Consider the following 11,185-nt stretch of genomic DNA (forward strand, 5'->3'; position numbering starts at 1 on the left):
ACGCGGCTTCAAGCCATCAGGAGAGTGCCGTCTCTCGTTTGAGTAGCTGCTGTTTGCGCTCGACGCCCCAGCGGTAGCCGCTGATGTCGCCGTCCCGACGCACTACCCGGTGGCACGGGATGGCCACGGCGATGTGGTTGGCCGCGCAGGCCATGGCGACTGCGCGCACCGCTTTGGGCGCACCGATGCGCTCGGCGATGTCGGTGTAGCTGACCCGGCTGCCGGCCGGCACCTCACGCAGGGCCCGCCACACCCGCTCCTGAAACGCCGTGCCCTGTACATCCAGCGGCAAGCTCAGGCCCAGCGCCGGCGTTTCGACGAAACCCACCACTTCGGCAACCAGCTGTTCGTAGGCGCTGTCGCCGCCAATCAGACGGGCTTTGGGGAACTGGTCCTGCAAGTCTTGCAACAGGGCCTCGGGATCGTCGCCCAACAGAATCGCGCAAATACCCTTCTCACTTTGGGCCACCAGGATCGCGCCCAGTGAACATTGGCCAATGGCGAAATGGATCGTTGCCCCGGTGCCGCCAGCACGGAATTGCCGGGGGCGCATGCCCAGGCGCTGACCGGCGCTTTCGTAGAAGCGGCTGTTGGAGTTGTAGCCCGCATCGTAGATGGCGTCAGTGACTGAACGCTCACCGTCTTCCAGGTGCGCACGTACACGCCGGGCGCGGAAGGCGGTGGCATAAGCCTTGGGGGTGACGCCGGTTTCAGCCTTGAACAGGCGGTGGAGGTGAAAGGGGCTGACGGCCAGTTGCGCACTGAGCTGGTCGAGGCTGGGTGCAGGGTCGCTGGCTTCGATCAGGCGGCAGGCACGGGTGACCAGTTGACTGTGGCGGGTGGCGCTGGCCTTGCTGATACAACGTTTGCAGGCGCGGTAACCGGCCGCTTCGGCGGCAACGGGGGTGTCGTAGAACTCGACGTTGCTGCGCTTGGCCCTGCGAGACTTGCAACCGGGGTGGCAGTAGACGCCGGTGGTGCGCACGGCGTAGACGAAGTGGCCGATGGCAGCGGTGTCGCGGGATTCTACAGCGTGCCAGCGTTTGTCGGGGGTGGTGTAGGCGTTCATCTTTGATTTCCGAGTATGTGGTTGCTTGTACCGGCCTCTTCGCGGGTAAACCCGCGAAAGGGCAGGCACAGGCAGTGCAAAAGCCTCAGGCCCGCCACAGGTACCAGGCGGCCACCGTGCGGTACGGCCGCCAGGCGCCACCCAGCGAGCGCATCTGCGCAGGCGTTGGCGCCTTCTCCAGCCCCTTGAGCCGTCGATAGCCCTCACGCACACCAAAATCGTCCACTGGCAGAATGTCCGACCGTTCCAGGCTGTAGATCAGCAGCATCTCCACTGTCCACCGCCCTACCCCACGCAATGCCACCAGGCGCTCGATCAGGGCTTCATCAGCCATGGCCAATGCCTCTTCCCGCGTCGGCACCAGGCCTTCCAGCCGGGCCTGGGCAATGCCCTGCACCGTGGCCATCTTGCTTGCCGAAAACCCACAACCGCGCAGGGTGTCGGGGCTGACAGCCAACAGTTGCTCAGGTGCCGGGAACGCAACCTGCGGGAACAGCGCCAGCAACCGACCCAGAATCGCCTCGGCGGCACGGGCATGCAGTTGCTGGTAGGCAATCGCCCGCACCAGTGCCTCATAAGGCTCACGCCCCGGCGTGGCCTGGTGCAGGCACGGCCCGGTCACCGCGACGTGCCGCGACCAGTCCGGGTCGAGCGCAGCAAGGTAATCGGTGGCCTCGCGCAAGGCCTGCGGCGAAAGGTCGGCCAGAATCATGGCACCTCCATCAAGTCGATTGCAGGTCCAGCTTAGCGCAGCCGTTCATCGGGCAAACGCCGGTTCTTGCTCGGCTAATTCCTGGCATACCATTGCTCCACGCCATCATCCCCGCATAGAATTGAGAACAATTCACAATCGCACACATCAAGGGATCGGGCCTTCGCTACGATGCAGATCAACGACACGCTCAAACCGGCCGAGGTCGCTCTGCTGTACCAGTCCCACCATGCCTGGCTGCGCGGCTGGTTGCGTAGCCGGGTCGGTTGCGGCGAGCATGCCGCCGACCTGGCTCAGGATACCTTCGTACGCTTGCTGCGCGCCCGCCAGGTGTCGCCGCTGAAAGAGCCACGCGCCTACCTCAGCAGCATCGCCCGCGGCTTGATGATCGACCAGTTCCGCCGCCGCGCACTGGAGCGGGCCTACCAGGAAAGCCTTGCGCACTTGCCCGAGGCTGAAGTGCCCAGCGAGGAAGACCGGTTGGTCATCCTCGATGCCCTAGAGCACCTGGACCGTGCCCTGCACCAGTTGAAACCGCGTGTACGCCAGGCGTTTCTGCTGGCCCAGCTGGACGGTTTGAGCATCGTGCAGATCGCGCAGCAGCTGGACGTATCCCGCGCCACCATCGAGCGCGACCTGGCCAAGGCCCTGGGCGTCTGCTACCGGTTGCGCTATGCCGACACCTGACAGCGCACCCGCGCAGGCACAGGTCGACCAGGCGATCGACTGGCTGGTGAAACTGCGCTTCGACCGCCCCAGCGCACATACCGAGCAACAGTTCCGGCAATGGCTGGCCAGCCACCCGCACAACCCGCTGGCCTGGCAGCGTGTCAGCCACCTCAGTGACGAGATGGCCGCGTTGCCCAAGGACTTGAGCCGGCGCACCCTGGAGGGCGGCCAGCGCCAACGCGTCAGCCGCCGAAACCACCTTAAGTTGCTAGGGCTCTTGGCCGTGGGCGGCAGCCTGGGCTGGGCCGCACGCGAACCGTTGGGCTTGCCACAACTGTTGGCCGACAGCAGCACCGCCACAGGTGAACGACGCCAATGGCAAGGCAGCGACGGCAGCCGCATCCAGCTCAACACCGCCAGCGCCATCGACTTGCGCTACAGCTCAGCGCAGCGCCGGCTGGAACTGATCCACGGCGAGGTCAGCCTGGACAGCAACCCGAATGACAACCGACCGTTCCGTATCGACACCCGTGTCGGCCCGCTGACCACACTCGGCAGCCAGCTGTTGCTGCGCGAAAACAGCCAGGGCCTGCTGCTGTCGGTGCGTCGTGGCGAAGTTACGCTGTTCCCCTCCTCCGCCTCTGCGCGGCAAATCGAGCAGGGCGAAACCTTGCAGATCGGGGCAAATGGCAGCATCCACGCAGTGACGCTGCACAGCGACCCGTGGGGCTGGACCGACGGTGTACTCAGTGTGCGGCAGATGCCATTGGCCGAGTTTGTCGCCGAACTCGGCCGGTACCGTCCAGGCCTGTTGCGCTGCGCGCCTGAAGTGGCAAGCTTGAAAGTGTCTGGCACCTTTCAGCTGGCTGACACCGAGCAGGTCCTGCAACTGCTTACTCGCAGCCTGCCTGTGCGGGTCGACTACCGGACGCGCTTCTGGGTAAACGTCGACGCAGCCTGAAAGGTCATCACTGCGCCACAGCGCGTATGCGCCCCGCACGCCGGTACGACTGCCTGGCAAAACACACGAACAACCCGGCCATCAGCGCCAGCGCCATGGGCAAGCCATGTGGCGCCACATTCATTGCCGCGCCACTGAGCAGCGGCCCGATCAGGCTCCCCACGCCCCACAGCAACCCTACGCTGGCGTTGGCAGTGACCAGGTCCTGGCCTTTGAAGCGCTGCCCGATCAACACCAACGCCAAGGTGTAGATACCCCCTGCCACCGCGCCCAGTACCACCAACAGCGGCCACAGCAGCCAGGTGAGGTTCAACAGCCAAGGCAGGCCGATGCCGATCGCCATCGCCACCAGCCCGCACACCAGGTGCAGCCCGGTGCGCTCCACCCGGTCGGCTAGCCAGCCCAGCGGCAACTGGAACAGCATGTCGCCAGCAAACACCACAGTCACCATCAGCGCCGCGATGCCCACGGCAAACCCATGGCTGGTGGCATACACCGGCAACAGCGACAACACCACGGCATCGAAGAACGAAAAGAACAGCACCGCCACGCAAAGCGCCGGCGCCACACGGAAGAACCCGGCCAAGCCAAAGCTCTTTTCGCCCTCTTCATGTTCGACATGGTCGTTTGGCACGGTCAGCACGATGCACAGCAGCGCCAGGCCATAGCAGGCGGTGACCACCCCGGTGATCCACGGGCTATCGGCACCCAGCACCGCCAGCATGGCCGGGCCGAGCACCTGAAAGCCAGTGAAGCTGGTGGCATACAGGGCCATGATCTTGCCGCGGTTGTGCTCCGGGCACAGCTCGTTGACCCACGACTCGCCGAGGATGATGGCGATCCCCATGCCGAGCCCGAGGCCAAGGCGCAGCAGCGCCAGCAGCCACAGCGAACCGAATGCCGGCTCGAGCAAGGCAATGCTGACCGTGCACAGGCTGAAACACAGCAAGTAGATGGTGCGCCGGGTGAGGTGACGGCAGCAGGCATCGACCAGAAACGCCGAGAGCATCATGCCCGCAGCAGGGATGGCCGAGATGATGCCAATCTCCAGGGTGCTCGCCCCCGCTTCATGCAGGCGCAACGACACCAGCGGCAAGCTGGCCCCCAAACTGAAACCCACGACCGAAACGGCGAACAACAGGCCCGCCAGCAAACGCATGTTCATGTACCACTCCTTGCAAACCGAAAAGACGTGCAGACACAGGCGCGCACGCCAGGGTGGCGAGCGACGCAAAAGCGCAGATCAGTTCAGGCGAGGTGTGGCGAGAAGGTGAAGGCAAACAGCACGCTGCGGCGGCGCTTGAGCACCGTGTCGCTCGGCCACGCACGACGCAAGGCCTGGAAGGCAGGCTGACGGGCGTTTGGCAGGGACTGGGTACGGCGCATTGCTTTGACTACTACGCAGGTGGTTGGAAAAAGAGGCGGCACTCTAGGCCAAGGGTGTCAGGTCGTCAATCGTCGGGGCTGCAACGCAGCCCCAGGGATATCAGCGTTTACCCGTAGACGGCAAGAACACCGCCAACAAGCCGAACAACGGCAGGAACGAGCACAGCCCATACACATATTCGATACCGCGCAGGTCCGCCACATACCCCAGCAGCGCCGCACCAATGCCGCCGAAGCCGAACATCAGCCCGAAGAAGATTCCGGCGATCATGCCCACGCTGCCCGGTACCAGCTCCTGCGCATACACCACGATCGCGGAAAACGCCGACGCCAGGATAAAGCCGATCACCACGCTCAACACCGTGGTCCAGAACAGGTCGGCATACGGCAGTGCCAAGGTGAACGGCGTCACGCCCAAAATCGAGAACCAGATCACCGCCTTGCGCCCGATGCGGTCACCGATCGGCCCGCCAAAGAACGTGCCGGCCGCCACCGCGCCGAGGAACAGGAACAGGTGCAGCTGCGAGCTGGCCACCGACACATCGAACTTTTCGATCAGGTAGAAGGTGAAGTAACTGGTGAAGCTGGCCATGTAGAAGTACTTGGAGAACACCAGCAAGCCCAGCACGATCAGCGCCGCGATCACCCGGTTGCGCGAGATGCCGTGGGTGGCTTGCACCGCCTTGCGCGCCTTGGCCTGGTTGAGGTGCTCCTTGTACCAGCCACGCAGCATCAAGGTGACGCCAAAGAAGAACAGCGCGGCCAGGCCGAACCAGGCGACGTGGGTCTGACCGAATGGAATGACGATGGCCGCCGCCAGCAGCGGGCCCAGGGCCGAACCGGTGTTGCCGCCCACCTGGAAGGTTGATTGGGCCAGGCCGAAGCGCCCGCCAGAGGCGAGGCGTGCAATACGCGAGGTTTCCGGGTGGAACGTCGATGAGCCGATACCGACCAGCGCCGAGGCCAGCAAGATCATCGGGAAGCTGCCCACAAAGGCAAGCATCACGATGCCCACCAGCGTGCACAAGGTGCCCATCGGCAACAGGTTCGGTGTCGGCCGGCGGTCGGTGAAAAAGCCGACCCAGGGTTGCAGCAACGAAGCGGTGATCTGGAACGTCAGCGTGATCAGGCCGATCTGGGCAAAGCTCAGGTCGTAGTTGGCCTTGAGCATCGGGTAGATCGCCGGCAGCACCGACTGGATCAGGTCGTTGATCAGGTGCGCCAGGGCGCAGAAACCAATGATGCGCATCACCAGCGGCGTGGCTTGGTTCGCCGTTGCGTTGGTGGACGCGGTGGAGGCACTACTGATGGCCATTTGCCTAAATCTCCGTCCTTAGGTTTGGGATCCGATTATCAGGAAACAAATAGATACATAGCTACCTTTTTTATCCCCCTTTGCGACGCACTTGAAAATGGTTCTCAATATAATTAGCATCCTTAACCCATACCCCTGTCATCGTTGGGCGAAACGGCCCCTATCGTGAGCAGACCTACCCATGAGCCCGATGCCCGCCATGCAACTGCAGCCCGACCCACAGCAGGAAGCGCTGGAGTGGTTTTCGCTATTGCACCAACCCGGCTGTGATGAAGCCCAGCGCCAGGCATTCGCGGCCTGGTGCCAGGCCCCCGAAAACGCTCGCGCCTACGCCGAGCTGGAAACGTGCTGGCAGCAGTTGCAGCCACCACCCGCCCGCCCCCGCCCACGGCAGGTCACCGTGCGCCGCAGTCACCTGGGCAAATGGCTGGCACTGGTGTTCCTGCTCGTATTAAGCGCCGCAGCCTACCTCTACTGGCCGCTGATGCAGCGCCTTGCCAGCGAGTTGCACACCGACGTGGGCGAACGCCGCAGCACGCGTCTGGCAGATGGCACCACGCTTAACCTGGACAGCGCCAGCGCCATGAACGTCGACCTGCGCGGCCGCACGCGTCAACTGCACCTGGTGCAGGGCCAGGTGTACCTGGAGGTTGTGCTCGATGGGCGGGCGATGGAAGTGGAAGTGGGCAACGCACGCATCCAGGTGTTCGGCACCCGCCTGCAGGTCGCCCGCCATGCAAATCATGATGAACTCGTGGTACTCAGTGGCAAGGCCCTGGTCACCCAAGGGGGGGATCAACGCATGGTCTCGGCGGGTGAGCGGGTTACCTTTGATGACATGCGTATCAACCAGGTGCAGAAAGCTGACCTGAAAACCGCCGACAGCTGGCGCAACGGCCGCCTGAAAGCCACCGACATGCCTTTGGGGCAGGTGCTGGAGCGCCTTGCCGGGTACCAGGGGCAACGCCTGTGGATGATGGATGAACAAATGGCCCATCGGCGCGTAAGCGGTGATTTCAACCTCGACCGGCCACAGGAGAGCCTGCAATCCCTGGCTGCGGCCCAGCATTTGCAGCTTCAGGACGTGCTCGGCCACTGGCTTGTGGTGCGCTGAAACCGTGCCCGGCCGCTAAGTTTTTGAAAGCGTGCAAATTTTTTTTGAAATGAGTGTTGACAGGGGGGGCGTTCAAGAGAATAATGCGCGCCATCGGCTACATAGCTCAGTTGGTTAGAGCATAGCATTCATAATGCTGGGGTCCGGGGTTCAAGTCCCTGTGTAGCCACCAAACAAGACGAAGGGCTTACCGCAAGGTAAGCCCTTTTTCTTTGCCTGCGAAAAAGTTAGCGCCGGGCAATACCCTCACTTGCAGCCAAGGCCGCCCCTGCTGCAACTACAGCGCTGGCTGCAGGCGCCTGCCATGGCCATCACCCCGTCATGCAATCGACACTTCACCGTATGCCGGTTACGGCTACCGCAAGGCCAAGCCCGATCAGCGCCAGGCCTATGGCACGGTCCACCAGCATTTGCCGTTCGATCATGGCCTTGCGCAGTGCCGTGCTGGAGAAGAACACCGCCACCACGCTGAACCACAGCCAATGGGCAAAGGACATGAACGCGCCGTAGGCGAAATCCAGCACCAACGGGCTGTGGGGCTGGACGACCTGGGTGAACGCACTGATGACAAACAACATGGTCTTGGGGTTGAGGGCGTTGGTCAGAAAGCCCGACCGCAGGGCTTGCAGCACGCCACCATCGGCTTGCCCTACACCCTCCAGGCTGATGCGCCGCGTATTGGTCAATGACTGGTAACCCAGATAGATCAGGTAACCCGCACCCAGCACTTTCATGGTGAAGAACAAAGCCGGGCTCTGGCTGATGAGCACTGCAATGCCCAACACCGTGTACAGCACATGCACCTGCACTCCCAGCGCAATGCCCACGGCAGCGGCCAACCCGGCCCTTCGGCCCTGTGCATAACTGCTGCGGGTGACCATGGCGAAATCGGCGCCTGGGCTGATGACGGCGAGCAGGGTGAACAGGGCGACGGCGATGAGTTCGGTCATGCGGGTGGCTCTCGATAGGCGATGAAAATGCACAGAAGGGATGATTATCGAGCGCTTATAGGTGGGGAAAAATCGATTTATAGTGAGACATATCTGACAGTTTTTCTCACAGAGGTGTTTTGCCAGTACTGGCCTTTTCGCGGGCACGCCCGCGAAGAGGCCGGGCCTGAAAACATGCAAGCCATGAAATTGCCGCCCTTGAACGCCTTCCGCTACTTCGACATCGCCGCCCAGACCGAAAGCTTCGTGCGCGCCGCCGAGCACCTGCACGTCACCCACGGCGCCGTCAGCCGCCAGGTACGCCTGCTTGAAGAACACCTCGGCGTGGACCTGTTCGAACGCCGTAACCGGGCCATTTTCCTCAGCCCAGCCGGCCGCGCCCTGCAGGGCACCACCCAGGCGATCTTCGAACAGCTCGAAGGCGCCGTGCAGCGCTTGCAACAACAGGCCCGCGACAATGTGCTGGTGCTGTCCTGCGAGCCGACCATCGCCATGCGCTGGCTGATCCCGCGCCTGCCTCGCTTCCATGCCGACCACCCCGACCTGCAGTTGCACCTGGTAGCCGCAGGCGGGCCGCTGGACTTCGCCCGTAGCGGTGTCGACCTGGCAATCCGCCGCGACGACTTTCACTGGGATAACCAGCTGTACAACCAGAAAATCTGCGAAGAATGGATCGGCCCGGTGTGTCATCCCACCGCCCCCAACCAGCTGAACGGCCAGCGCCTGCTGCACAGCACCACCCGCCCCGGCGCCTGGCCCACCTGGTTACGCCTCAGCGGCCAGCAGGCGCGGCATAACGAACGCAGCGACTACGAGCACTTCTACCTGTCGATCCAGGCCGCCAACGCCGGCCTGGGCGTGGCCATGGCCTCAGCCCTGATGGTGCGCGACGAACTCGACAGCGGGCAGTTGCAGGCACCCTTCGGTTTTGTGCGCGATGGCTCGGCCTACCACTTGCTGAGCCCACAACCGGTCGAAGACGGCGGAAAGCGCCAGCGTTTTGCCGAATGGGTCACAAGCGAATGCCAGCGCTGCCTGGCTCACCTGGGCTTGATGCAGAACGACGAGCCGGCGCTGCCATCGCCGCCCCAGGTGCGATAGCCGGCGGTATCCACATGGATACGCCCGGACGGGTAGCGCCCCAGGCCCATGTTCCAGGCCTGGCCATACTGCTGCCAGAAGCGGCACAGCGGGTTGGGATCAGCCCAGGCCGGCAACAGGATATCGACGGCGAAGGCGCGGGTATGGGCACTGTTGGCAGCACCACCCGCGCAGGTATTCAGGCGTGGGTTGCGGTAGGCGGAGACCACTTCGAACTGGCGCAGGATGCCTTGGTCATCAAGCGTCTTGATCAGCGAAAGGGTCGAACGTACAGCCGCCCAGTTGCTGGCAGGCGGCACGGCAAAGGGAGACGCCTGGCACAGCTTCCAGTCCGAAGCCGAGCGCAGCAACTGGTGGATAGGCACTACGCCGTAAAGGCGGGCATCCACCAACATTTCACGGAAAGGCCGGGTTTGGTGGTCGCCAGCCCATTGGGCGAACATCCACAGGTCGCGTTCGTCGGCGTGTGCTGCACCAACAATCAGCAGGCCCGCCACCAGAAGCCGTTTTTTCATCCTTTATCCATCCGTGCATAGAGAACAAAGAAAACCAGGCCAAAGGTGGTAGCGGCTATGCTCGGTCAGTCCTCAAGCAGGGTGCACGCCATCACCAGCGCGTCTTCACGCCCCCCGGCAACCGGATAATAGTCGCGGCGGCGGCCGATTTCGTTGAAGCCGTAACGCTCATACAAACGATAGGCGGACTGGTTGCTGGCACGCACCTCCAGGAAGCACTCGCGACCATTGAGCTGGTAGGCCCGGGCCATCAGGTGCTCCAGCAAACGCAGGCCCAGGCCACGGCCCTGGTTTTCAGGTTTGACGGTGATGTTGAGCAGGTGCGCCTCGTCGATGATCACGTTGATCACGCCATGGCCTACCTGCTGCTGGCCGTCGAACATCAGCCAGATTTCGTACGATTTGAGCGCATCCTGAAAGATCCCGCGGGTCCAGGGATGACTGAAGGCGGCATATTCGATCTTAAGTACGGCATCCAGATCCGCCTCGGTCATCGGGCGGAAACTGATCGATTCACTCATTCAACGCTCTTCCAGCGCGCCATCAGCTGGCGCATGGCTTTCCAGACGTCCGCCTTGCGCTGCGGCTCGTCCATCAACAGTTCAAGGCCCGGCAGTGCCCAGGCGTCGCCCAGGCCGTCGAGCGTCAGGGTTTGGTAATAGGCTTCGACGTCGGCATTGGCGGCAAAGCGCAGCGCCGGCAGGCCGATCAGCCACAGGCAGGTGCTCGGGGCATCTTCGAGGCGCGCCTGGACAAAGCCCCGGACAAAATCGCGCGCGGCTTCAGGCCCCTGGTCCATGTTGCCTCGCACCAGCAACGGCCAGCGCACCGGTTCACCGATGATCTGCGGGGCGTCAGGCAGGCCGGCGGCGCGCAGCATGTCCTTGAGCAGCAGGTAGGATGGGTCGCGGCTCTGGAACGGCTGGCCGGTGGCCAGTTCGACCAGCAGCAGGCAACTGCCGGCTCGCAGCAGTTGCAGCGAGAAACGCGGTGGAGGTACCGGGGCCGGGCGCGGCGTTGGCGCAACTACCTCGACTTCGGCAGGCTTGGCAGCGACCTTGGGCGTGCTGCCAGGACGCGGAATCTCGATTTTCGGGCGCTCGCCCGAGCGCGCCTGGGGCGCGGCCTCGCTGGCCGCCGGCGCGGTTGGCCGAATCTCGAAATCGGCTGCCTCTACCGGCGCCTGTGGCAACAGCAGCTCAGGGCGCGACGGTGCGGCGAACGGCAGTTCGGCGCGCGGCAGCCAATGCACCACTTGCATGGCGGAAAGGTAGGCGCGGCGGCGGGGTTCGGTCAGCAAGGCTCGGGGGTCCGGGGTATGAAACGTCGCACATTCTAGCGTGTACGCCTCGGTTTTTGCAGGGTCTGTCCGACCGAGCGCCGCCCCGATGCG

At 63.5% G+C, this 11,185-nt stretch carries 13 protein-coding genes and 1 tRNA gene; 5 read left to right on the forward strand and 9 right to left on the reverse strand.

Annotated elements, in window-relative coordinates:
- Positions 1–16: 16 nt before the first annotated feature.
- Positions 17–1,069, reverse strand: coding sequence for a bifunctional DNA-binding transcriptional regulator/O6-methylguanine-DNA methyltransferase Ada (ada, locus tag D906_RS24380; RefSeq protein ID WP_027615763.1), 1,053 nt, complete (start codon positions 1,067–1,069; stop codon positions 17–19).
- Positions 1,070–1,154: 85 nt separating this feature from the next.
- A complete protein-coding gene (locus D906_RS24385) occupies positions 1,155–1,781 on the reverse strand; it encodes a DNA-3-methyladenine glycosylase (RefSeq protein ID WP_019098872.1) in 627 nt (208 codons plus the stop codon).
- A 171-nt stretch (positions 1,782–1,952) separates the two neighbouring features.
- Here D906_RS24385 and D906_RS24390 point away from each other — a divergent pair, with 171 nt between their 5' ends.
- Together D906_RS24390 and D906_RS24395 are read left to right on the forward strand one after the other, a co-directional pair.
- Positions 1,953–2,468 (forward strand): sigma-70 family RNA polymerase sigma factor, encoded by a 516-nt coding sequence (locus D906_RS24390; protein WP_025754686.1) that lies wholly within the window; start codon positions 1,953–1,955, stop codon positions 2,466–2,468.
- Positions 2,455–3,411, forward strand: coding sequence for a FecR domain-containing protein (locus tag D906_RS24395; RefSeq protein ID WP_019098874.1), 957 nt, complete (start codon positions 2,455–2,457; stop codon positions 3,409–3,411). Before D906_RS24390 ends, D906_RS24395 begins: the two co-directional genes overlap by 14 nt.
- A gap of 7 nt (positions 3,412–3,418) precedes the next feature.
- On the opposite strand, the gene D906_RS24400 is transcribed toward D906_RS24395, so the two are convergent.
- From D906_RS24400 to D906_RS24405, 3 genes are all read right to left on the reverse strand, one after another.
- On the reverse strand, positions 3,419–4,576 hold the full coding sequence (locus D906_RS24400) for an MFS transporter (protein WP_027609763.1): 1,158 nt from the start codon (positions 4,574–4,576) through the stop codon (positions 3,419–3,421).
- Between the two features lie 83 nt (positions 4,577–4,659).
- The gene (locus D906_RS26675) at positions 4,660–4,797 is read right to left on the reverse strand and encodes a hypothetical protein (protein ID WP_016713334.1); all 138 of its coding nucleotides are present in this window, start codon (positions 4,795–4,797) and stop codon (positions 4,660–4,662) included.
- A gap of 100 nt (positions 4,798–4,897) precedes the next feature.
- Complete coding sequence (locus tag D906_RS24405) at positions 4,898–6,112, reverse strand: MFS transporter (RefSeq protein ID WP_016713335.1); 1,215 nt, start codon at positions 6,110–6,112, stop codon at positions 4,898–4,900.
- A gap of 190 nt (positions 6,113–6,302) precedes the next feature.
- Between D906_RS24405 and D906_RS24410 the strand changes: the two genes are divergently transcribed.
- Positions 6,303–7,226 carry a FecR domain-containing protein gene (locus D906_RS24410; RefSeq protein ID WP_019098876.1) on the forward strand — a complete coding sequence of 308 codons (924 nt, stop codon included), beginning with the start codon at positions 6,303–6,305 and terminating at the stop codon, positions 7,224–7,226.
- A 95-nt stretch (positions 7,227–7,321) separates the two neighbouring features.
- A tRNA-Met gene (locus D906_RS24415) sits at positions 7,322–7,398 on the forward strand.
- Between the two features lie 163 nt (positions 7,399–7,561).
- Here D906_RS24415 and D906_RS24420 read toward each other — a convergent pair.
- Positions 7,562–8,176: a LysE family translocator gene (locus D906_RS24420; protein ID WP_025754689.1), complete on the reverse strand. Its 615-nt coding sequence runs from the start codon at positions 8,174–8,176 to the stop codon at positions 7,562–7,564.
- Between the two features lie 183 nt (positions 8,177–8,359).
- On the opposite strand from D906_RS24420, the gene D906_RS24425 reads away from it, so the two are divergent.
- Positions 8,360–9,277 carry a LysR substrate-binding domain-containing protein gene (locus tag D906_RS24425; RefSeq protein WP_027609765.1) on the forward strand — a complete coding sequence of 306 codons (918 nt, stop codon included), beginning with the start codon at positions 8,360–8,362 and terminating at the stop codon, positions 9,275–9,277.
- On the opposite strand, the gene D906_RS24430 is transcribed toward D906_RS24425, so the two are convergent.
- From D906_RS24430 to D906_RS24440, 3 genes are all read right to left on the reverse strand, one after another.
- On the reverse strand, positions 9,217–9,792 hold the full coding sequence (locus D906_RS24430; protein ID WP_016713339.1) for a D-Ala-D-Ala carboxypeptidase family metallohydrolase: 576 nt from the start codon (positions 9,790–9,792) through the stop codon (positions 9,217–9,219). The two genes, D906_RS24425 and D906_RS24430, sit on opposite strands and share 61 nt — an antisense overlap.
- Before the next feature lie 65 nt (positions 9,793–9,857).
- A complete protein-coding gene (gene rimI, locus D906_RS24435) occupies positions 9,858–10,313 on the reverse strand; it encodes a ribosomal protein S18-alanine N-acetyltransferase (RefSeq protein ID WP_016713340.1) in 456 nt (151 codons plus the stop codon).
- Positions 10,310–11,092: a hypothetical protein gene (locus D906_RS24440; RefSeq protein WP_027609766.1), complete on the reverse strand. Its 783-nt coding sequence runs from the start codon at positions 11,090–11,092 to the stop codon at positions 10,310–10,312. Before D906_RS24440 ends, rimI begins: the two co-directional genes overlap by 4 nt.
- Between the last annotated feature and the right edge of the window lie 93 nt (positions 11,093–11,185).

This window comes from Pseudomonas sp. LAIL14HWK12:I1 (genome assembly GCF_003202095.1).
GTDB classification, from domain to species: Bacteria; Pseudomonadota; Gammaproteobacteria; order Pseudomonadales; family Pseudomonadaceae; genus Aquipseudomonas; species Aquipseudomonas monteilii.

Excerpts from the sequence above, each read along its gene's own strand:
- ada (WP_027615763.1), bottom strand. The coding sequence starts at position 1,069 with ATGAACGCCTACACCACCCCCGACAAACGCTGGCACGCTGTAGAATCC.
- D906_RS24385 (WP_019098872.1), bottom strand. The coding sequence starts at position 1,781 with ATGATTCTGGCCGACCTTTCGCCGCAGGCCTTGCGCGAGGCCACCGAT.
- D906_RS24390 (WP_025754686.1), top strand. The coding sequence starts at position 1,953 with ATGCAGATCAACGACACGCTCAAACCGGCCGAGGTCGCTCTGCTGTAC.
- D906_RS24395 (WP_019098874.1), top strand. The coding sequence starts at position 2,455 with ATGCCGACACCTGACAGCGCACCCGCGCAGGCACAGGTCGACCAGGCG.
- D906_RS24400 (WP_027609763.1), bottom strand. The coding sequence starts at position 4,576 with ATGAACATGCGTTTGCTGGCGGGCCTGTTGTTCGCCGTTTCGGTCGTG.
- D906_RS26675 (WP_016713334.1), bottom strand. The coding sequence starts at position 4,797 with ATGCGCCGTACCCAGTCCCTGCCAAACGCCCGTCAGCCTGCCTTCCAG.
- D906_RS24405 (WP_016713335.1), bottom strand. The coding sequence starts at position 6,112 with ATGGCCATCAGTAGTGCCTCCACCGCGTCCACCAACGCAACGGCGAAC.
- D906_RS24410 (WP_019098876.1), top strand. The coding sequence starts at position 6,303 with ATGCCCGCCATGCAACTGCAGCCCGACCCACAGCAGGAAGCGCTGGAG.
- D906_RS24420 (WP_025754689.1), bottom strand. The coding sequence starts at position 8,176 with ATGACCGAACTCATCGCCGTCGCCCTGTTCACCCTGCTCGCCGTCATC.
- D906_RS24425 (WP_027609765.1), top strand. The coding sequence starts at position 8,360 with ATGAAATTGCCGCCCTTGAACGCCTTCCGCTACTTCGACATCGCCGCC.
- D906_RS24430 (WP_016713339.1), bottom strand. The coding sequence starts at position 9,792 with ATGAAAAAACGGCTTCTGGTGGCGGGCCTGCTGATTGTTGGTGCAGCA.
- rimI (WP_016713340.1), bottom strand. The coding sequence starts at position 10,313 with ATGAGTGAATCGATCAGTTTCCGCCCGATGACCGAGGCGGATCTGGAT.